This is a genomic window from Corynebacterium sp. CQ3829_602738 (assembly GCF_054478435.1).
Window position 1 is genome coordinate 433,107 of the sequence record NZ_CM137003.1, and the last position, 19,366, is coordinate 452,472.

A 19,366-nucleotide genomic window follows, 5' to 3' on the forward strand; every position below is an offset into this window, starting at 1 on the left:
CCGTGCAACACAAGGACGTGGCCAGCCGAGTGCTGTCCGCCGTGGGCGGCGAGGACAACATCGTCGGCGCGGCGCACTGCGCCACGCGCCTGCGGATGGTGCTGAAGGATTCATCGCTGGCGGACACCGCCGCGCTGGAAAACGACCCAGACCTCAAGGGCGTGTTCGAAACCGGCGGGATGTACCAGATCATCGTCGGCCCTGGCGACGTGGACAGGGTGTTTGCGGCGATGGACGGGATGACGTCGAGAAGCATTGCGGTTTCCACCGAGGAGCTGAAAAGCGTGGCGGCGAACCAGGGCAACTGGTTCACCCGCTTTATCAAGGTGTTTTCCGACATCTTCGTGCCGCTGATTCCGATCCTGGTCGGCGGCGGCCTGCTCATGGCGCTGAACAACGTGCTTACCGCAGAGGGGCTGTTCGGCGACGAATCCCTGGTGGGGATGTTCCCGCAGATCCAGGGGCTGACGGAGATCATCAACGTCCTGTCGTCCGCGCCGTTCGCCTTCCTGCCGGTGCTGGTGGGCTTCTCCGCGACGAAGCGCTTCGGCGGCAACGAGTACTTAGGCGCCGGCATGGGCATGGCGATGGTGCACCCGGCGCTGGTCAACGGCTACGACGTGGCCACCTCCATGGCGGAGGGCACCATGCCGTACTGGGACCTGTTCGGCTTCCCGGTGGCGCAGGGCGGCTACCAGGGCGCGGTGCTTCCGGTGCTGGTGGTCGCGTGGATTTTGGCCACGATTGAGAAGTGGTTCCACCGCCGCCTCAAGGGCACCGCAGACTTCCTGATTACCCCGCTGGCCACGCTGCTGATCACCGGGTTCATCACGTTCATCGCGGTCGGCCCGTTCGTGCGCTGGCTGGGCGACCTGCTCATTCACGGCCTGGCCAGCCTGTACGACCTCGGCGGCCCGGTGGGCGGGTTCCTGTTCGGCCTGGTGTACTCGCCGATCGTGATCACGGGCCTGCACCAGTCCTTCCCGCCGATTGAGCTGGAGCTGTTTAACCAGGGCGGCTCGTTTATCTTCCCCACGGCGTCCATGGCCAACATCGCGCAGGGCGCGGTGGCGCTGGCCGTGTACTTCCTGGCGCGCAACGCCAAGCTCAAGGGCCTGGCGGGGTCCTCGGGCATCTCGGCGGTCTTCGGCATCACCGAGCCGGCGATCTTCGGCGTGAACCTGCGTCTGCGCTGGCCGTTCTACATCGGCATGGGCGCGGCGGCCATTGGTGCGATGCTCATTGCGCTTTTCGACGTCAAGGCCACCGCCCTCGGTGCCGCCGGCTTCATCGGAGTTGTGTCCATGCGCCCCGGCGATATGCCCACGTTCCTGGCGCTGGCAGCCGTCACGTTCGTCATCGCGTTCGCGGCCGCGTACGGTTACGGCCTCTACCTGGTGCGCAAGCAGGGAACCATCGACCCGGACGCCCCGGAGGATTCGCGGGCCGACGCGGCCGCGGCGGCGACGCTGCGCGAGGCATCGGCGGACGCGCTGCCGGTCGCGGCCCCGCTCACCGGCGAGGCGCTGCCGCTGGCGGACGTGTCCGACCCGATGTTCGCCCAGGCCAAACTCGGCGAGGGCGTGGCAATCCGCCCGACGGTGGGGGAGCTGCGCTCGCCCCTCGACGGCAAAGTGGTGGTCACCTTCCCGTCCGCCCACGCTTACGCGGTGCGCGGCACCGGCTCCGACGGCAAGCCTGTGGACGTGCTGATGCACATCGGCTTCGACACCGTGAACCTCAAGGGCGAGCACTTCACCCCGCAGGTGAAGAAGGGCGATGAGGTGCGCGCGGGCGATCTGCTAGCCACCTTCGACATCGAGGGCATCGAGGCCGCTGGCTACGAGGTAACCACCCCGGTAGTGGTGTCCAACATGAAGAAGGTCGGCGAGGTCCTGCCGGGCCTGCTGCTGCCCGGCAGCGTCAGCGCCGGCGACAAGCTGTTCTCCGTGGAGCCGAAGCCGGCTGCGGCCGAGGCTCACACCCCGCCCGCCAGCCGGTAGAGGCGGTAGAAGTGGTGCACGGGGCCGTTGTCGCGGCCGACGTTAAGTTCGTCGGCGTGGGCGATCGCCTCGTGGAGCCACTCGGATGCCCAGGTGGCGGCGGCGTTGGCGTCGGTGAGCACCATGCGCGTTGCCAACGCCGCGGAGAGCGAGCACCCGGTGCCGTGGGTGTTTTTTGTCGCTACGCGGGGCACCTCGGCGACGTGAGCGGCGCCGCCGGGGGTGACTAGTGCATTGGAGGCGCGGTCGCCTTTGAGGTGGCCGCCTTTGACCAGCACGCTGACGCCCGCGTCGTTGGCGTAGGTGCGGCCCAAGGCCACCGCCGCCTCAAACGATTCCGGCTCGGGCTGGCCGGTGAGCACGGCCAGCTCCGGCAGGTTCGGGGTGACCACCGTGGCGTGGTCGCGGACCAGCTGGCGCAGGGCCTCCTCCGCGTCGGCAGAAAGCAGGCGGTCGCCGGAGGTGGCCACCATCACCGGGTCCACCACCACGACCGGCACCGGGTGGGCGGCGAGGTAGTCGGCCACAGTGTTGGTGGTTTCAACGTCGCCGAGCATGCCGATCTTCACGGCGTCGACTTCGACGTCGTCGAACACCGCGTCGAGCTGCGCGCGCAGAAACGACTGCGGGGGAGTGTGGATCTCGCGCACACCCTGGGTGTTTTGGGCCACCAGCGCGGTGGTCACGCACATGCCGTAGCCGCCGGCGGCCGCGATGGATTTCAGGTCGGCCTGGATGCCGGCGCCGCCGGTGGGGTCGGTGCCGGCGATGGACAAGACTCTGGGAATTCGTGCCATATTCGCCGACCGTACCGGGAAACTAGCCCGCGGCCACTGCGATGCGCTCGGCGAAGCGGGAGTAGTCCTCCCGAATAGCCAGCAGCGGCTCCACCACCGCGGTCTGGGAGACCTCGGCGACCTGTTTCTGCACCGCCGAGCGGGTGCGCCGCTTGACCCCGGAGCCAAGCATCCCGCCGAACACCGCGGAGACCAGGCCGATGACCAGGCCGGTGAGCAGCCCTGCCATGATCAGCAGCGTCGGGATTGGCCAGCCTTCCACGTCGGGCACGAGGTCGCCGCCGAGCAGGGGAGTGAGCACGCCCGGCACGAACGCGACCAGCAGGTACCACAGCACGCCCACCAGGGCGGCCAGCAGCGCCAGCCACTGGATCACGGTGAGCAGCGACCAGCCCTTGGACGGCTCCGCGGGCAGCGTGGTGCGGGCGACGGCGCGGTCCAGCTCCGCGGGCAGGCCGGCGGAGACCTCCTCGGCGCGGTCGGCCACGGCGGCGGACCACTCGTGCGGCAGCCCGTCGGCGACGGCGCCCGCGTAGTCGCGCACGCCCCGGTTTGCCACGGCCTTTGACGCGGCGTCGAGCTCCGGCATTGAGCTGCGGTGCACCCCGATCTCGTCGGATGCTTCGCGCAGTCCCAGCCGGCGCAGCGGGTCGGGTTTGAAGCGGGTGATCCAGGAGGTCAGCAGCCACCCGGTGCGTTCGCGCAGCCGCTTGCGGTACGCCGCGGCGGTGGTCTCCGCGATGCGGTCCGCGCCGGCGGCCTGCGCCAGCACGGCGTCCATGTCGCGCTTCGCATTCTTTGCGACGCCTCCGGCACCCCTCACCCCGGAATACCCCTCGGCGACAGAGCGGATGTCCGCCTCGATGCGCGCGGTCTGCGCCGTGTGCGCCTTGGCCACCTTCGCGATCGCGGCGCGCAGGTTCTCGATTCCGGCGCCCGTCAGGGTGGAGGTGGGGACGACCTGGACGTTGGTGAGGCCGTCGTCACGCAAAAGCCCCGCGTACGAGTCCGCGACGGTGCCGACATCTCCCGCGGCGAGCAGGTCGGACTTGTTCAGCACCGCCAACGTCACGGCGGAGTGGTTGGCGTGCGGGCGGATGAACTGGTCGTGGATGACGGAATCCGCGTATTTCTCCGGGTCGGAGACCCACACCAGCACGTCCACCTGGCCGGCAAGGCGTTCCGCGATGGCGCGGTTGGACGCCTCCACCGAGTCGAAATCGGGCAGGTCTAACAGGATCAGCGGGCCAGCGCCGCGGGCGAACTCGCCCTGGCGGGCGCGGCGGTCCTCCACGCCCAGCCAGTCCAGCAGCTCCTCGGAGCCGTCCGGCTCCCAGATGGCGGCCAGCGGCGAGGAGGTGGTGGGGCGGCGCGCGGCGGCCTTGCCCAGGTCCTCGCCAACAACAGCGTTGAACAGCGAGGTCTTGCCGGAGCCGGTGGCGCCGAAAAAGCCCACCACGGTGTGGTCGCCGGACAGCGCGCGGCGTTCCGCGCCGGCTTTCGCCACGCGCTCGAGGCCCTCGCGGTTGCCCGGCGAGAGGTACGGTGCGCCGATCTGCGCGGCCTGATCCAGCGCCTGCAGCCGCTCGGTCAGGCCAGCTTTCTTCCTAAACATTGCCGTCCCCCTTGCCAAAGTTGCCGCGCAGCTGGTCAAACAGCCCGCGCAGCGTGCCGCGCTCGAAGCTTTCCTCCACATCCTCCTGCTTTGCGGGAAGCTGCGGGGCCTCTTGCCTATCGACGAGCCCAAGGAGCCTCACGTTCACAGCGCGCTTCGCCTCCGCGGAAGCTTCCCGCACCTGCTCGGCGGTCGCGCCCTCGAGCAGCGGGTCCGTCAATACGTGGTAGCGGTCGCGCTCCGCGGCGAACAGCTCGCCCAGGCGCTGGTTCAAGTCCTCCCGGGCCTGGACGACCATGCGGCGCACGGTGTCCTCGCCGAATATCGTCTCAAGCAGCTTCTGGCCTACCACGGCGGATCCGCCCGCGATGGCCACCTCGCCGCCGGTAATGCCCGCCGTGGAGGCGAAGACCACCAGCATCAGCGCCACGGTGGCCACGTTCAGGCCGAACGACATGAGGCGGGCGCGCTGGCGCTTGTCGCCGGCGGTGTCCTGGATGTGCTGCACCATGTCCTTTTGCCAGTCGCGCACTAGCTGCGCGGCCTTGTCGGAGATGTCCGCGCTGGCGCGGGCGAGCGCCGGATCCGCGTCCGTGCGCAGCTCCGGGGCCACCGAACCGGTGTGGGACCACGCGCGCGACGCGGCGGTCTCGGCCGCATCCACGATCACGGCGTGCAGGCCGGACTCGATCTCGGTCTCTACCTCGCGAAGCGGCGCGGGCTGGCCGGTGAAGAAGCTGCCCACCTTGTCCACGGCGCTGGAGAACCAACGCTCGACACCGCGGAACACATCTGAGGTGCCGACGACGTCCTGCCAACGGTCCATCACCTCGGAGCGCAGCAGCTTACCGTCGGAGGTGGCGTCGATGACATGACGGTTCGCGGCGGTGTAGAACTCGTGGATCGACTCGTCGAGCTGGTTGGCAAAGTTTTCCTGGCGTTCGCGGCGGCCCACCAGGGCATCCACGCGGGTAAGCGCCGATTCCACCGCACCCGCAACGGTCTTGCCGGCCACGTCGCGCCGGGCGGCGGTGTCGTCCGCGAGCGTGGTCAGGTACTCGCGAAGTGGTGCGACCAGCTCCTCGCCCAGGAATTCGCCGGACTGCTCGCCACCAAGGTCCGCCACAAACGGGACGGTAAATACGGTGGCCTTGGAAAGTCCCGCGTCGTTCATCATGCGGCGCAAGTCGTCTGGCACCGTCTCCGCGGCCTTGTCGTCGAGGCGGTTGAGCACCACCACGACCTCGATGCCGCGGCCGGCGGCGTCGTTGAGGAAGTTCCACACCAGCTGGTCCGCGTAGCGCGCCGGGGTGGTGACGAAGATCCACAGGTCCGCGGCGGCGAGGAGCTGGGACGCCAGGGCCCGGTTCTGGTCGTCGATGGAGTCGAAATCGGGGGCGTCGAGAAGCGCCAAGCCCTCCGGGATGCGGGGCGTGTCCACGACACGCAGGGTGGTGGAGCGCTCGTCGCCCGCGCCGTGCGAGCGGGCCAGGCCGGGCAGCACCTGCGGGGAGTTGAACCAGTCCGCGTCGCCCGGGTTGGCCACCAGCACCGGCTGACGGGTGGTGGGGCGGATCACGCCCGGGTTAGACACCCGCTCGCGCAGCAGCGCGTTGACAATGGTGGACTTGCCGGAGCCGGTGGAGCCGCCGATGACGGCGAGCAGGGGCGCGTCGAGGTTGGCCAGGCGCGGCAGCACATAGTCGTCGAGCTGATTGACTATGGCGCGGGCTTCGGAAGCGACGTCGACAGGCAGTGCCGTGTACGCCACCGCATCGCGCACGCCGCGCACGGCCTGAAGGACATCTGGAGCCGAGTGGGAAACAGGTGTATTCACCCGTCCCATTCTGGCAGACGGCGCGGAACTAGTCCTTGTAGTCCGTCTTGGTCAGGTTGAGCCAGCCGTAGAGCCCGCCCATCATGAAGCCGCCGCCGACGAAGTTGCCCAGCCACACGACGACCCAGTTGCGGATCACGTTCCAGTTGGTGAAGCCCTCGATCACATCCGGGCCGAGCGTGAAGCCGCCCAGGCTGGTGAGGATGAAGTTCGCGATGGAGTGCTCGTAGCTCATGGTCGCAAACGACGGGATGATCAGGATGACGCCCCACAGCTTCGCGCTGTAGTCTTTGCCCGCCTGGGTTGCCAGCATGAAGGCGATGTTGACCACGACGTTGGCCAGGATTGCTTCGACAAAAAGTGTTGAACTGGACTTTTGCAGCTTGGCCACCAGCAAGTCGTGGAGGAACCCGTCCACTTCCACAAGCTGGCCCATGGTGGTGCGGGAAATCAGCCATGCGATCACCACTGCACCGATGAGATTGAAGATGGTGACGAACAGGACCAGCAACAGACCCCTGACCACAGTGTTCTTTTTGTGGATCGCGCCATAGGTCATGAACATCATGTCGCCTGTGGCGAGTTCGCCTTGCAGCACGATGATGATGTACAGCGTGGAGGCGAAGATGCCGCCGAACGCGTACTTGCCCCACCCCGGGGCGTACGTGTCCGTCAGCTGGGCAGTGGAGGCGGCGAACGCCGTCATGATCCCCAGATACACGCCCGCCAGTACTGCACGGGTGGCAAACCGGGCGGGCTCTTCGGAAAAGAGGTCAACCTTGTTCTTAATCGCCGTAGGGGCGGCTTCGTAAAAACTCACGGGATTTAACGTACAAGAGGTCATACCTTATGGCGAAACTTGGCGATACCGCCGGGAAGCCGCTGACCTGCCGTGTTGGTGCTTGTTGCGTTTCGTGTGTCTAGATTCACAGGCAGAAGTAAGACTCCCGGACAGCGACGCGAGCGGCGCAGGAAGCTGCCCGCGCGCGGATTTGGGGAATCGGCCCAGCTCGTGGTTGAATACTCCAGTTGTCTACTGCTGGTCGGGTGCAACGCGCGTTTCCGAGCTGCGCATCCGAGACCCTTCGACCACGTGGTGGTTCGTCGATAAGCAATGGGCACCGCAAACATTGACCACGTGCGTGCAGGACGGAAATCTGGCGCACATTGATCCAGGTCAGGAGACCAACTGTGATTCAGCAAGAATCGCGTCTGAAGGTCGCCGACAACACTGGTGCACGCGAGATTCTGTGCATCAACGTTCTCGGCGGTTCTGTTCGACGCTTCGCCGGCATCGGCGACACGATTGTCGCCACCGTGAAGGAAGCTGCCCCGGGCGGCAACGTCAAGGAGGGTGAGGTCGTCAAGGCTGTCATCGTCCGCGCGAAGAAGGAAACCCGTCGTCCGGACGGCTCCTACATCTCCTTCGACGAGAACGCTGCCGTCATCATCAAGAACGACACCGAGCCGCGCGGCACCCGCATCTTCGGCCCGGTCGCTCGTGAGCTGCGCGACAAGCGCTTCATGAAGATCGTGTCTCTCGCACCGGAGGTGATCTAACTTATGAAGATCAAGAAGGGCGATATGGTCCAGGTCATCGCCGGCAAGGACAAGGGTGCTCAGGGCCGCGTCATCGAGGCGTACCCGCAGCGTGACAGGGTCCTGGTCGAGGGCGTGAACCGCATCAAGAAGCACGTCGCAAACTCCTACACCGAGCGCGGCGCCGAGTCCGGCGGCATTGTCACCCAGGAAGCCCCGATCCACGTGTCCAACGTGATGATCCTGGACTCCGACGGCAAGCCGACCCGCGTCGGCTACCGCTTCGACGAGGACGGCAAGAAGATCCGCGTAGCCAAGTCGAACGGGAAGGACATCTAATGACTGAGAGCATTCAGAACTACACCCCCCGCCTGAAGACGCGTTACCAGGACGAGATCCGCACCAAGCTGAACGACCAGTTCTCTTACGACAACGTCATGCAGATCCCGGGCCTGACCAAGATCGTCGTGAACATGGGTGTCGGCGACGCCGCCCGCGACTCCAAGGTCATCAACGGCGCGCTCGAGGACCTCACCGCGATCACCGGCCAGAAGCCGCAGCTGCGTCGCGCGAAGAAGTCCATCGCTAACTTCAAGCTCCGCGAAGGCATGCCGATCGGCGCGAAGGTCACCCTCCGCGGCGACCGCATGTGGGAGTTCCTGGACCGCCTGCTGACCGTGGCCCTGCCGCGTATTCGCGACTTCCGCGGCCTGAACGACAAGCAGTTCGACGGCAACGGCAACTACACCTTCGGCCTGTCCGAGCAGACCATGTTCTACGAGATCGACATCGACAAGATCGATCGCGTCCGCGGCATGGACATCACGCTCGTCACCACCGCCACGAACGACGACGAGGGTCGCGCCCTGCTGACGCACCTCGGCTTCCCGTTCGCCGACAAGGACGGCAAGATGAAGCGCGCATAAGCGTTCGCTTGCTTGGCTGCTTTGCGCCCCCGGTTCTTTCTGGACCGGGGGCGTTTTGCGTGTGTTGGGGTGCCGGACTAACGAGGTTTACGGGTGGAGTCGGGCGGGAACGCGAGGTCGAGCAGCTCTACATCGGAGAGGGTTTCCGGGTTGTGCCACAGGACGGCTTCGATCCGGCTGTCGTGGTTGTACAGGGTGACCCAATGCTCGTAGAGCACGATCCCTGAGTGCCCGTCATCGGCCCAAGGGATACCGAGCTCGTCGAGCTTCTCCGTGAATCTCGACGTCGGGATATGGAACGGGATGCCCAGGAAGCTAGCGTTGTTGTGCGGGCTGATCTCGAGCTCGGTCACCACCCCGCCCTTCTCGGTGGCCCTGGCAGCGAACGCTTGCCCATCCAGTGACAGGGTCGCCTGGTACCCGTTTCCGAGGAATTCGTCCCAGTTCATACGGTCGATGATGGGGGTCGGCTCGGGATCGCCCATCGCCGCCAGTACCTCGTCGAACCCCAGTGGGCAGTCGGTGGTGAAGTCGACGAGCGGCTCGTACCCCGCACGGTCCTCTGCCGGCTGGGTAGGGGAGGTGCGTGCTGTTGCCGCACCGGCTTCGGCTTGCACGTTTGCGTCGTAGATCTTCCGCACTGTCTCTATGGGGCCAACAATCGACACCACTCCAGGTTCGTTTGCAACGGTGACGCTGTGCCTATCGACGTCCGCGCGTTCGATCATGCGCGCGACTATCGACGGCCCGTCTTCCGCGAGCACCGGGGAAGGAAGTCTTCGAAGACGAACACGTTTCCCACGTCGTCTATCTCGGCGAAGTGGAGCGTTTCGCCGGTGACCCGGCTGCGTGCCGCGGCGAGCGAGCGGATGAATCGGAGGTAGTCGTCCTTGTTGGGCGACAGTGCGACGCCCAACTGCTCCCAGTACTTCACCCTGTTCGACGTGAGGTCCGCGACGGCATCCAACACATTCATGGCGATGGTGTCGGCCGGGTCCGGGTCTTCGGGCCATGCACCATTAAACGCGTTGTCGAGTTGGTCGTAGCAAGTGTCCATTCGGGCACGTGCGTCGTCGCTAAGCGAAAAGTCCCTCGTTGCTGCATCGAACTCGATGCTGTTGATGATGGCGGTGACCTCCGGCCACCTCGCAGTGCAAGAGCGGGCGTAACCGTGGAGGAATACTTTCGCGGTTGGTAGGGCGCCGAGCGCTGAGGCAGTTGTGGATCCGGCGTGTTGGAGTGCTTCGTCGTAGAACATCGGCCGTCGACCTCCTCGTGCTGTGCGGCCCACCCTAGATGAATGGGAGCTTTCTGATTCTGCCCACCTGCGAGTTATTATGCGCTTCGTAATTTATGCAGACGAGACGGCAGGAAGCGTCCATGTCATTCTTCTCCCGAGGTGCGATCATCGCGCCCAAGGAATTCAACCGCTGGCTCATCGTCCCGGCAGCCTTGGCGATCCACCTCTCCATCGGGCAGGTGTACGGGTTCTCCGTATTTAAAAAGCCGATGATGGAGCACTTCGGGGTGGGGGAAGTTGCCGTGGGGTGGATCTTCTCGCTGGCGATCGGCATGCTGGGCACCTCGTCTGCGCTGTTTGGCTCGTGGGTGGAAAGGGTCGGGCCGCGCGTGTCCATGTCTGTGGCGGGCGTGCTGTGGGTGACCGGATTCCTGGTGGCAACGCTGGGCATCAGCACCGGCAACCTGTGGCTCGTGTACTTCGGCTACGGGTTCATCGGCGGCATTGGCCTGGGCATCGGCTACATCTCGCCCGTGTCTACGCTGATGAAGTGGTTCCCGGACCGTCCGGGCCTGGCTACCGGGCTGGCGATCATGGGCTTCGGCGGCGGCGCGCTCATCGCGTCGCCGGCCTCGAACCGGCTGGTGGAAGTATTCGGCGGCGGGGCTGAACTCGCGGACCGCGCCGCGGGGCTCGAACCGACGTTTATCACCCTCGCGGTGGTGTACTTGCTGGTCATCGCGATGGGTGCGTACTGCATCCGGCTGCCGCACCCGGACTGGACCCCGTCAGGCGCGCCGAAGATCAAGGCGAAGCCGGCGAAGGTCGCCATCGTCGGCGCGGATGTCAGCGCGAACAACGCGATCCGCACGCCGCAGTTCTGGTGCCTGTGGGTGATCCTGTTCTGCAACATCACCGCCGGCATCGGCATCCTGGAAAACGCCGCGCCGATGGTGCAGGACTACTACCCGGCGCTGAGCGCCGCGGCGGCCGCCGGGTTCGTCGGCCTGCTGTCGCTGGCCAACATGGGCGGGCGTTTTATCTGGTCGTCCGCCTCCGACGTGATCGGCCGCAAGAACATCTACATGGTCTACCTGGGCGTTGGCCTGATTTTCTACTTCGTGGTGGCATCCGCCGGCCACACCAGCCTGGCGCTGTTCGTTATCAGCACCCTGATCCTGCTCACCTTCTACGGCGGCGGGTTCGCCACCATCCCGGCGTACCTGCGCGACCTGTTCGGCGTGTACCAGGTCGGCGCGATCCACGGCCGGTTGCTCACCGCCTGGTCCGCGGCGGGCGTGGTGGGCCCGCTGATCATCAACATGGTGGTGGAGCGCCAAGCCAGCCGCGGCAACTCGGGCCCAGAGCTGTACCAGCTCTCGCTTTACATCATGTGCGTGCTGTTGGCGGTGGGCCTCGTGGCCAACGTGCTGGTCCGGCCTGTTGCGGAGAAGTGGTTCGAGGACCCGAAGACGGTGGCCGCGAAGGTTGAGGCGGACCGTGCGTCGGCGGGAGAGTCCGCGACGACGGCGACCGGTGGCGGTGCTGGATCCATCCACGCCTTGGTGGCTGCGGTGCTCGCGCTCGTGATCACGGCGCTGCTCGTCTACGGGTTGTGGGAGACCGCGGCGAAGGCGTCGCAGATGTTCGCGGGCTAACCCCCGGCGTAGAGGCTGAAACGCTCCTCGCTCACCTCGCCGACGAGCACCGTGTTGGTGGCCCGGGCCAATTCCACGGCCATCGACGTCACGCCGGCGGTGGTGGCTACCGCGCCGAATCCGGCGGCCGCGGCGGCGCGTACGATTTCGAAGCCCACCTGCGCATCCGTGGTGAGGGTGAGGGCGGGGGACGGGAGGGCGTCGAGAAGCATGTGCCCCGCAATCTTGTGCACCGCGTTCAAAGCATCGAGGTCCTGGCGCCCCGCATCGCCCGCGACCGCCGTGGGCAGGTCGCGCGTGCGGTGCTGCGACAACACCCCGGGAAGCGCGAAGATTGCGGACGGGTCGAGCTCCATGAACTTGCCGCGCACGTCGAGGTTGGCGGCGAGCTCGCGCACCCGCTGCTCGGCGGAGATGCCGCACGCGTCGCCGGGGATCGGGTCGATGAACTGCGGGGACGCGGGGCGCGCGAGCTGGATGTCCAGCAGGTTGTAGGTGTTTTCGCCGCCGATCGCGCCCTCGCAGTAGCGGGCGGTGACCACGTCCTCGACACGCGTGATCATCCCGTGCGCCAGCAGCAGGCCGTGCGCGAGCTCGATGTCGTGGCCCGGGGTGCGCATAAGCGTTGCGACGCTCACGCCACCGGCCCGGATCTCCAGCGGCTCTTCAACCGCGACCTGGCCCGCACGGGTGTCGCGGGTGCCGTCGGCGGAAATCTTGGTCACTGCGAAGCTGCGTTTGGTCCTGCTCACGGGAACCGATGGTATCGCCGGATTCTTAACTCGCGAACTCGCAGCGAATCTACGTGCGAAAACGGGAGTTATTCACAGGGGTGCAGACGCGAAATCCACAAGCCCGAAAACATCCGCCTTGACGCCCGGCTACAACTGCACCCACACATCCGAACTCAGAAAGGGGTGGGTGCGTCCGATGCGTACCGAAGACAAGATCAAACAACGACTGCAGAAACTGCTCAACCAGGCCCGCGACCGTGAGGGCACACCGGAGGGCGACGCGTTCTACGCCAGGGCGTTCGAGCTCATGGCCGAGTACGGCTACGAACAACGCGACCTGGACACCGAGGACGGCGACGAGGTGGGCCAGCGCACCTACGAGTTCGCCGGTTCCTACACGGAAATGCAGGCGAACCTGCTGCTGACCATCGCATTCGCGCTGCACTGCACGGGTTTTTCGCAGCGCGTGTACAACTCCACGCGCATGAAAGACGCCGTCATCTTCGGCTGCGCGCGCCACCTGGAACGGGTGGACATGCTCTACGCGCTGCTTCTGCCCGTGATGCTCGCGGACGCGCAGAAGGTGCGCGCCACCCACTGGGGAGAATCGGCGGTGGTGCGCCGCCGCAGCTTCATGTCCGGCTTCGCTGCGAGCATCGGCGCGCGCCTCGCCGAAGCCGAAAAGACCGTGGAGGAATCAGACGGGGAGTATGGGCTCGTGCTTGTCGACGACTTCCAGAAGGCCACCGAAGCCCGCGACAACTTCGCCGCAGAAATGGGCTTCTTTTTAGGCAGCTTCTCGTCCAAGCGTTCCTTCGACGCGGATGCGTTCGACCAGGGCCACGAGGCGGGGCAGCGCTCCGACATTGGGCAGACGCGGGTGCGTTCGCGCCCGGCGCTGCCGTTCTAGCAGTTTCGGGGATCTTCGTGGTCGTGCAACTTTTCTTGTACGGTGTTGATGCAAGAAAAGTTGCACGATCTCGGGAGGTTCGATGACACCACGCGAATACCACCATCCAACAACCGACGAAATCACCCTGACCAGGGTGCTTGGTGCTTTGAGTGACCCCACCCGGCTGGAGATGATCCGTCGGCTCGCCGACGGGTTGGACCATGACAGTCTCGAGCTTGCAGACGATTTGCCCCGGTCGACGCTCACGTACCACACGCGCATGCTGCGAGAGGCGGGGGTGACGTGGACCCGGGGAGAGGGACGCGCATGCTTGATCCGATTGCGGCGGGACGATCTAGATCGTCTATTTCCCGGTGTGCTTGCGGCAGTGATCGCCAACGCGAACACCGAGGGGGAACAGGGATGATGCGTCGGCTATGGCCTTTCGTGCTGGGGAGCGTGGCACTCGGCCTAGACGCATACGTTGTGGCGGGACTTCTGCCGGCCATCGCAGCCGCCCTTGGAACGCCAGAAGCCACGGTTGGGCTGGGGGTTGCGGCGTTTACAGGTTCGTATGCCGTCGTGGGGCCGTTACTGGCGGGAAAGGCAGGGCGGCAATCGCGGCGCAGCCTGATCATCGCCTTGCTTGTGTTCACTTTGGCGAACTCGGCCACGGCGCTGTCGCCGACAATCTGGGTCTTCCTGGCTTCTCGCGTGGTGGCCGGCGCAGCAGCCGGTGTGTATTCGCCGCTGTCCTCGGCGGTTGCCGCGGAGCTCGTGGGGCAAGAACACCGAGGGCGCGCATTGTCGTTAGTCCTTGCTGGCTTAGCGGTCGGCACCGTATTCGGCGTGCCGATCGGTCTGATGCTGGCACAGTATTGGGATTGGCGTGCCGCGATACTGCTGATCGTGGTCGTCGGAGGTACAGCACTCGCGGGTATTGCACTTCGAGGAGGGGACCTGCCAGCGATTCCAGCGTCTAGTCCCGCCGACCGGCTGCGGTCTATTACACGGCCTAAGAATCTCCTCACGGTCACTGTGACGCTGTTGACCGGCGTCGCTTCTCTGGGGCTTTACACCTACCTCACAGTCGTGCTGTCCGGGGGAGCCCTTGCGGCGCATCAAAGCATAGCGATTTGGGTGTGGGGGCTGGGCGGCGCGGTCGGAGCACTGGGGATTGGGTTGCTCGCGGACAGACATGACCCGCTGCGGCTCAGTGCTGTGATCCTTGGGGGCCTCACCTGTGCGTTGCTCGGCATGACCCAAGGCCAGGTTCCAGTGTTGGTGGTAGTCAGTCTGTTTGTCTGGGGGTTGTGCGGTTGGGCTTCCCTCGCGCCCCAGCAACAAGTATTGATTCAAGCGAATCCTGCTGATGGCGCGACGGCTGTTGCTGCAAACGCTTCGGCCAACTACCTGGGGTCGGCGCTGGGCGCGGCCGCCGGGTCGCTATTGGTCGCTGCACATGCGACACCGGCCGTACTTAGTGGCTCAGCAGCGGCCGTGGCAGCGCTCGCGTTGTGCTGCCAGCTCGTTCGGCAGCGCATGGATACCAACGGCTAAGAGAGACTTCTGTTGTTCTCAGTCCACCAGCCACGCGGCAGCAGCCACGATCATGGCCTCGGCCGCGCGGTCGAGCGTGGGCTGCAGGTCGGGCGCGAAGGCCGGGGAGTGGTTGCTGGGGGCGTTTTCCCAGTCCTTGAAGCCGCCCAAGCCCCAGTACGTGTAAGGCACGCCGAGCACGTCCGGGATGATGGAGAAATCCTCGGAGGCGGGGATCTGGCCCAAGTCCGTGGCGTCGCTGCCGAAGTGGGCGTCGAACGCGCCGCGCACCCGGGAGGTAATCGCCGGATCGTTGTCCGTGAGCGGGTACTCGTCGTAGAACGTGATCTCCGGCTCCCGCGGGCTGCCGGCGGCGGCGCACTCGCCCTCAACAATGCGGGTGATCGCGCTGCGCAGCGTGTCGCTGACCTCCCGGGTGTAGGCGCGGGTGTTCACCAGAAGCTCGGCAGTTTCCGGGATGACGTTGGCCTTCACACCGGAGTGGATCGCGCCGACGGTGAGCACCGCGGTGTCTTTCGCCTGCACCTCGCGGGAAACCACCGTGTGCAGGCGGGTGACAATGTTAGAGGCCAGCAGAATCGGGTCTACGCCCTTTTCCGGCATGGAGCCGTGGGTGCCTTTGCCCCACACGGTGATCTGGGCGGAAAACGCCTGGGACATGAACGGCCCCGGGCGGGTGCCGACCACACCCGCGGGCAGCATCGGCAGCACGTGCTGACCCAAATACACGTCGGGTTTCGGCATCGCCTCGCGGATGCCGTTGGCCAGCATCACCCGCGATCCGGCGTACGCCTCCTCCGCGGGCTGGAACACGGCGACCAGGGTGCCGCGCCAGCAGTCGCGGTTGGCGGCGAAAGCTTCCAGCGCTCCGAGCACGCCCATGATGTGAAAGTCGTGCCCGCAGGCGTGGGCGACGTGCTCCTCGCGGCCGCTGACAGCGTCCACCTGCGTGGCGGTGGAGGCGTACGGCTTGCCGGAGCGCTCCTGCACCGGCAGCCCGTCGATGTCCGCGCGGATGGCCACCACCGGGCCGGGCCCGTTGTCCAGCACGCACACCGTGCCTGTTTCGCCCACCTGCGTGTGCGGCAGCTGCAGCGCGTCCAGCCGGGAGCGGATCTTCGAGGCCGTCTGCAGCTCTTGCAGCGACAGCTCGGGATGCTGGTGGAACCAGACGTAAAGTTCCTCGCGAGCCTCGCGCGTGGCGGCCAGCGATCCGACGAGCTGTGCAAGGGCGGTATCCATGCAGGGCAGTCTATGGGGTCTTGAATCTCTGGCGGGTTGGTGGGGCGCTGAACGTGCCCGTCGATAAGCGATTTGCTCATTGGCGCAGGAAAGCGGTAAGTTACCCCCTCGGACTTGCGCGCCGACGCTTCGGCGTGCGCAAGCCGAAGTACATTTGAACATCCAACTTTGTTGCAGGCCCCCCGCCATGATGCGGACCGCGTGCAAGGGAGGCGGCGAGCGGCCCGCGCTATTGAGTGCGGGCAGCGTGAGTAGCCCCCGACAGACCATGCGGAAAACGCGACCCGAAACGCCTCAGCGTTACAGGTCACCCGGTGGATGGGAACCGCAACGAGAAAGGTAACGGTCACCACAATGACCATGACTGATCCGATCGCGGACATGCTGTCGCGCGTGCGCAACGCAGCAAATGCGCAGCACGACGCCGTGTCTATGCCTTCGTCCAAGATCAAGGTGAACATCGCCGAGATCCTGAAGCAGGAAGGCTACATCGAAGATTACAAAGTTGAGGACGAGAAGGTCGGCAAGTCGCTGACGCTCAACCTCAAGTACGGCCCGACCCGCGAGTCTTCCATCGCTGGTCTGCGCCGCGTGTCCAAGCCGGGCCTGCGCGTGTACGCGAAGTCCAACGACCTGCCTCAGGTGCTCGGTGGCCTGGGCGTGGCAATCATCTCCACGTCCCACGGTCTGCTCACCGACCGCCAGGCTCAAGAGAAGGGTGTAGGCGGGGAAGTCCTCGCTTACGTCTGGTAAAGGGAGGTTGAAAGACTTATGTCTCGTGTAGGTAATGCACCCATCGCAATCCCGAACAACGTCGAGGTGAAGATCGACGGCCAGCACGTCGAGGTCAAGGGCCCGAAGGGCACCAAGGACCTGGATATGCCGGCACCGATCACCGCTTCCGTCGAGGACAACCAGATCCTGGTGGCTCGTCCGGACGACCACCGTGACAACCGTTCGCTGCATGGCCTGACCCGCTCCCTGATCAACAACATGGTCGTGGGCGTGACCGAGGGCTACAAGATCAACATGGAGATCTTCGGCGTCGGCTACCGCGTGCAGCAGAAGGGCAAGGACCTCGAGTTCTCCCTCGGCTACTCGCACCCGATCCTGATCGAGGCGCCGGAAGGCATCACGTTCTCCGTCGACGGCAACACCAAGTTGGCCATCGAAGGTTCCGATAAGCAGCAGGTTGGCCAGATTGCGGCAAACATCCGCCGTCTGCGTAAGGATGACCCGTACAAGGGTAAGGGCATCCGTTACGCCGGCGAGCAGGTCCGCCGCAAGGTCGGAAAGACGGGTAAGTAATCATGAGCAATACTGCAGAGAACACCAAGCGCACCCCGGTTGGCAAGGACATCTCGTCCCGCCGCCGCGAGGCACGCGCACGTCGCCACAACCGCATCCGCAAGACGCTGCGCGGCACCCCGGAGACCCCGCGTCTCGTTGTGCACCGCTCCTCGCGTCACATCCACGTCCAGGTCATCGACGACCTCGCAGGCCACACCCTGGTCTCCGCGTCGTCCATCGAGCCGGACGTGCGCAACCTGGAGGGCGACAAGAAGGAAAAGGCTGCCAAGGTTGGCCAGCTCGTCGCTGAGCGCGCCAAGGCTGCAGGCATCGAGGCAATCGTCTTCGACCGCGGCGGCTACAAGTACCACGGCCGTGTCGCGGCCCTGGCCGAAGCAGCTCGTGAAGGTGGTCTGAAGTTCTAATGATCACCGCAAACATCACCATCAACGGAAGGATCGCGTAATGGCCGAACGTGAACGGCGTGACGGCGGGCGCTCCGCCGACAACCAGAACAACAACGACCGCAACGACCGCAACGATCGTGGCAACCGTGGTGGCCGCGGCCGCCGCGACGACCGTCGCAACAACCAGAACGACGAGCGCGACAAGTACATCGAGCGCGTCATCACCATCAACCGCGTTGCCAAGACCGTCAAGGGCGGCCGCAACATGTCCTTCACCGCACTCGTCGTCGTCGGCGACGGTGAGGGCATGGTCGGCGTCGGCTACGGCAAGGCGAAGGAAGTTCCCGCCGCAATCCAGAAGGGTGCAGAGGAAGCACGCAAGAACTTCTTCCGCGTCCCGATGATCGGCGGCACCATTCCTCACCCGGTCCAGGCAGAAGAGGCTGCGGGCATCGTCATGCTCCGCCCGGCTGCTCCGGGTACCGGTGTCATCGCCGGCGGCGCTGTCCGTCCGGTGCTCGAGTGCGCTGGTATTCAGGACATCCTGGCCAAGTCCCTTGGCTCGGACAACGCCCTGAACGTGGTCCAGGCAACCGTCGCAGGCCTGAAGCAGCTTGTCCGCCCCGAAGAGGTGGCTGCCAAGCGCGGCAAGTCCGTCGAGGAAGTTGCACCGGCTCGTATGCTGCGCGCACGCGCAGGACAGGAGGCCTAAGCACCATGGCACTGAAGATTACGCTGCACCACGGCAAGGTTGGCGAGAAGCCGACCACCCGTAAGAACCTCGAGGCTCTCGGCCTGCGCAAGATCGGCCAGTCCGTCGTGAAGAAGGACAACGCGGCTACCCGCGGCCAGATCCTCAAGGTGCGCCACCTCGTCACCGTTGAAGAAGTTGCAGGGGAGTAGATACAACATGGCTGACATCATCAAGCTCCATGATCTGCGCCCGGCAGAGGGCGCAAACAAGGCCAAGACCCGCGTCGGTCGCGGTGAGGCCTCCAAGGGCAAGACCGCCGGCCGCGGTACCAAGGGCACCAAGGCTCGCAAGCAGGTTTCCGCTGCTTTCGAGGGTGGCCAGATGCCGCTGCACATGCGTCTGCCGAAGCTGAAGGGCTTCAAGAACCCGAACCGCGTCGAGTACCAGGTGGTCAACGTCGCGGATCTGGCCGAGGCCTTCCCGCAGGGTGGCGACATCGCCATCGCCGACATCGTTGCCAAGGGCCTTGTTCGCCCGAAGCAGCCGGTGAAGGTGCTGGCAGAGGGCGACATCAACGTCGCGCTCAACGTCACCGCGAACAAGTTCTCCAAGTCCGCTGAGGAGAAGATCAAGGCCGCTGGCGGTTCCGCCAACGTCGTTGAGTTCTCCAAGCGTGCATAGGAGCGCTTAGCTTTACGACGAACCCCCGCCCCGGACATTCCCGTCCAGGGCGGGGGTTTCGCCGTTGGTGGGGAGGGCGTCCTGACACATCGCGGCGGCCGTTTGCGCCGACCTGTGTTTTTGGGCGCGCTCTGACGGATTCCGCCGCGAAGTGTCGGGGGAGCGTGGGGGATTTGTTCACTCGCGCAGTCGGTCCGAGTGAACACATACCTAGTTGGGTGGGCAATGTGTTCATTTTGCGCAGGTCGGTG

20 protein-coding genes and 1 pseudogene are annotated in these 19,366 nt (G+C 65.5%); 13 read left to right on the top strand and 8 right to left on the bottom strand.

Annotation, left to right across the window (positions count from 1 at the left end; translation table 11 throughout):
- Positions 1-2 precede the first annotated feature (2 nt).
- A complete protein-coding gene (locus ACX1NL_RS02025) occupies positions 3-2,003 on the top strand; it encodes a sucrose-specific PTS transporter subunit IIBC (RefSeq protein ID WP_458898482.1) in 2,001 nt (666 codons plus the stop codon).
- Here the strand turns inward: ACX1NL_RS02025 and thiD are convergent.
- From thiD to ACX1NL_RS02045, 4 genes and pseudogenes are all read right to left on the bottom strand, one after another.
- Positions 1,991-2,800 (bottom strand): annotated as a pseudogene (thiD, locus tag ACX1NL_RS02030) (bifunctional hydroxymethylpyrimidine kinase/phosphomethylpyrimidine kinase); the annotation flags it as partial. The gene ACX1NL_RS02025 and the pseudogene thiD sit on opposite strands and share 13 nt — an antisense overlap.
- A 22-nt stretch (positions 2,801-2,822) precedes the next feature.
- Complete coding sequence (locus tag ACX1NL_RS02035) at positions 2,823-4,415, bottom strand: GTPase (protein WP_239357243.1); 1,593 nt, start codon at positions 4,413-4,415, stop codon at positions 2,823-2,825.
- Positions 4,408-6,252, bottom strand: coding sequence for a GTPase (locus ACX1NL_RS02040; RefSeq protein WP_239357242.1), 1,845 nt, complete (start codon positions 6,250-6,252; stop codon positions 4,408-4,410). The genes ACX1NL_RS02035 and ACX1NL_RS02040 overlap by 8 nt, the downstream gene beginning before the upstream one ends.
- Positions 6,253-6,280: 28 nt before the next feature.
- Positions 6,281-7,072, bottom strand: a complete 792-nt coding sequence (locus ACX1NL_RS02045; RefSeq protein WP_181889808.1) for a formate/nitrite transporter family protein — start codon at positions 7,070-7,072, stop codon at positions 6,281-6,283.
- A 371-nt stretch (positions 7,073-7,443) separates the two neighbouring features.
- Here ACX1NL_RS02045 and rplN point away from each other — a divergent pair, with 371 nt between their 5' ends.
- The 3 genes from rplN to rplE are packed head-to-tail and all read left to right on the top strand — an operon-like array spanning position 7,444 to position 8,717.
- On the top strand, positions 7,444-7,812 hold the full coding sequence (gene rplN / locus ACX1NL_RS02050) for a 50S ribosomal protein L14 (RefSeq protein WP_038609661.1): 369 nt from the start codon (positions 7,444-7,446) through the stop codon (positions 7,810-7,812).
- Positions 7,813-7,815: 3 nt separating this feature from the next.
- Positions 7,816-8,130: a 50S ribosomal protein L24 gene (gene rplX, locus ACX1NL_RS02055; RefSeq protein ID WP_458898483.1), complete on the top strand. Its 315-nt coding sequence runs from the start codon at positions 7,816-7,818 to the stop codon at positions 8,128-8,130.
- Positions 8,130-8,717 carry a 50S ribosomal protein L5 gene (gene rplE, locus ACX1NL_RS02060; RefSeq protein ID WP_181889811.1) on the top strand — a complete coding sequence of 196 codons (588 nt, stop codon included), beginning with the start codon at positions 8,130-8,132 and terminating at the stop codon, positions 8,715-8,717. Before rplX ends, rplE begins: the two co-directional genes overlap by 1 nt.
- A gap of 77 nt (positions 8,718-8,794) precedes the next feature.
- Here rplE and ACX1NL_RS02065 read toward each other — a convergent pair whose 3' ends face one another.
- A complete protein-coding gene (locus tag ACX1NL_RS02065) occupies positions 8,795-9,445 on the bottom strand; it encodes a hypothetical protein (RefSeq protein ID WP_239357240.1) in 651 nt (216 codons plus the stop codon).
- 8 nt (positions 9,446-9,453) lie between these two features.
- Positions 9,454-9,975, bottom strand: a complete 522-nt coding sequence (locus ACX1NL_RS02070) for a hypothetical protein (RefSeq protein ID WP_458898484.1) — start codon at positions 9,973-9,975, stop codon at positions 9,454-9,456.
- 122 nt (positions 9,976-10,097) lie between these two features.
- Here ACX1NL_RS02070 and ACX1NL_RS02075 point away from each other — a divergent pair, with 122 nt between their 5' ends.
- Positions 10,098-11,615 (top strand): OFA family MFS transporter, encoded by a 1,518-nt coding sequence (locus ACX1NL_RS02075; RefSeq protein WP_458898485.1) that lies wholly within the window; start codon positions 10,098-10,100, stop codon positions 11,613-11,615.
- Here ACX1NL_RS02075 and ACX1NL_RS02080 read toward each other — a convergent pair.
- The gene (locus ACX1NL_RS02080; protein WP_458898486.1) at positions 11,612-12,367 is read right to left on the bottom strand and encodes a formate dehydrogenase accessory sulfurtransferase FdhD; all 756 of its coding nucleotides are present in this window, start codon (positions 12,365-12,367) and stop codon (positions 11,612-11,614) included. The genes ACX1NL_RS02075 and ACX1NL_RS02080 overlap by 4 nt on opposite strands.
- A gap of 178 nt (positions 12,368-12,545) precedes the next feature.
- Here ACX1NL_RS02080 and ACX1NL_RS02085 point away from each other — a divergent pair, with 178 nt between their 5' ends.
- Both ACX1NL_RS02085 and ACX1NL_RS02090 read left to right on the top strand, forming a co-directional pair.
- On the top strand, positions 12,546-13,259 hold the full coding sequence (locus tag ACX1NL_RS02085) for a DUF2786 domain-containing protein (protein WP_181889814.1): 714 nt from the start codon (positions 12,546-12,548) through the stop codon (positions 13,257-13,259).
- 468 nt (positions 13,260-13,727) lie between these two features.
- Complete coding sequence (locus tag ACX1NL_RS02090; protein ID WP_458898487.1) at positions 13,728-14,801, top strand: MFS transporter; 1,074 nt, start codon at positions 13,728-13,730, stop codon at positions 14,799-14,801.
- Between the two features lie 18 nt (positions 14,802-14,819).
- Here ACX1NL_RS02090 and ACX1NL_RS02095 read toward each other — a convergent pair whose 3' ends face one another.
- On the bottom strand, positions 14,820-16,043 hold the full coding sequence (locus ACX1NL_RS02095) for an amidohydrolase (RefSeq protein WP_269508340.1): 1,224 nt from the start codon (positions 16,041-16,043) through the stop codon (positions 14,820-14,822).
- Between the two features lie 354 nt (positions 16,044-16,397).
- Between ACX1NL_RS02095 and rpsH the strand changes: the two genes are divergently transcribed.
- From rpsH to rplO, 6 genes are read left to right on the top strand one after another with little or no spacing between them, the layout of a single operon-like run.
- A complete protein-coding gene (gene rpsH / locus ACX1NL_RS02100; RefSeq protein WP_181889818.1) occupies positions 16,398-16,796 on the top strand; it encodes a 30S ribosomal protein S8 in 399 nt (132 codons plus the stop codon).
- A gap of 18 nt (positions 16,797-16,814) precedes the next feature.
- On the top strand, positions 16,815-17,351 hold the full coding sequence (gene rplF / locus ACX1NL_RS02105; protein WP_070474977.1) for a 50S ribosomal protein L6: 537 nt from the start codon (positions 16,815-16,817) through the stop codon (positions 17,349-17,351).
- 2 nt (positions 17,352-17,353) lie between these two features.
- Entirely contained in the window at positions 17,354-17,758 is a 405-nt protein-coding gene (rplR, locus tag ACX1NL_RS02110; RefSeq protein WP_181889819.1) for a 50S ribosomal protein L18, read from the top strand.
- 40 nt (positions 17,759-17,798) lie between these two features.
- Positions 17,799-18,452, top strand: coding sequence for a 30S ribosomal protein S5 (gene rpsE, locus ACX1NL_RS02115; RefSeq protein ID WP_181889820.1), 654 nt, complete (start codon positions 17,799-17,801; stop codon positions 18,450-18,452).
- A 5-nt stretch (positions 18,453-18,457) separates the two neighbouring features.
- Positions 18,458-18,643, top strand: a complete 186-nt coding sequence (rpmD, locus tag ACX1NL_RS02120; RefSeq protein WP_181889821.1) for a 50S ribosomal protein L30 — start codon at positions 18,458-18,460, stop codon at positions 18,641-18,643.
- A 7-nt stretch (positions 18,644-18,650) separates the two neighbouring features.
- Positions 18,651-19,115, top strand: a complete 465-nt coding sequence (rplO, locus tag ACX1NL_RS02125; protein WP_070474973.1) for a 50S ribosomal protein L15 — start codon at positions 18,651-18,653, stop codon at positions 19,113-19,115.
- Positions 19,116-19,366: the final 251 nt, after the last annotated feature.

What these genes read in the sequence shown, in the direction of transcription:
- ACX1NL_RS02035 (WP_239357243.1), bottom strand. Translation starts at nt 4,415, where the DNA reads ATGTTTAGGAAGAAAGCTGGCCTGACCGAGCGGCTGCAGGCGCTGGAT.
- rplX (WP_458898483.1), top strand. Translation starts at nt 7,816, where the DNA reads ATGAAGATCAAGAAGGGCGATATGGTCCAGGTCATCGCCGGCAAGGAC.
- rplE (WP_181889811.1), top strand. Translation starts at nt 8,130, where the DNA reads ATGACTGAGAGCATTCAGAACTACACCCCCCGCCTGAAGACGCGTTAC.
- ACX1NL_RS02065 (WP_239357240.1), bottom strand. Translation starts at nt 9,445, where the DNA reads ATGATCGAACGCGCGGACGTCGATAGGCACAGCGTCACCGTTGCAAAC.
- ACX1NL_RS02070 (WP_458898484.1), bottom strand. Translation starts at nt 9,975, where the DNA reads ATGTTCTACGACGAAGCACTCCAACACGCCGGATCCACAACTGCCTCA.
- ACX1NL_RS02075 (WP_458898485.1), top strand. Translation starts at nt 10,098, where the DNA reads ATGTCATTCTTCTCCCGAGGTGCGATCATCGCGCCCAAGGAATTCAAC.
- ACX1NL_RS02085 (WP_181889814.1), top strand. Translation starts at nt 12,546, where the DNA reads ATGCGTACCGAAGACAAGATCAAACAACGACTGCAGAAACTGCTCAAC.
- ACX1NL_RS02095 (WP_269508340.1), bottom strand. Translation starts at nt 16,043, where the DNA reads ATGGATACCGCCCTTGCACAGCTCGTCGGATCGCTGGCCGCCACGCGC.
- rpsH (WP_181889818.1), top strand. Translation starts at nt 16,398, where the DNA reads ATGACCATGACTGATCCGATCGCGGACATGCTGTCGCGCGTGCGCAAC.
- rplF (WP_070474977.1), top strand. Translation starts at nt 16,815, where the DNA reads ATGTCTCGTGTAGGTAATGCACCCATCGCAATCCCGAACAACGTCGAG.
- rplR (WP_181889819.1), top strand. Translation starts at nt 17,354, where the DNA reads ATGAGCAATACTGCAGAGAACACCAAGCGCACCCCGGTTGGCAAGGAC.
- rpsE (WP_181889820.1), top strand. Translation starts at nt 17,799, where the DNA reads ATGGCCGAACGTGAACGGCGTGACGGCGGGCGCTCCGCCGACAACCAG.
- rpmD (WP_181889821.1), top strand. Translation starts at nt 18,458, where the DNA reads ATGGCACTGAAGATTACGCTGCACCACGGCAAGGTTGGCGAGAAGCCG.
- rplO (WP_070474973.1), top strand. Translation starts at nt 18,651, where the DNA reads ATGGCTGACATCATCAAGCTCCATGATCTGCGCCCGGCAGAGGGCGCA.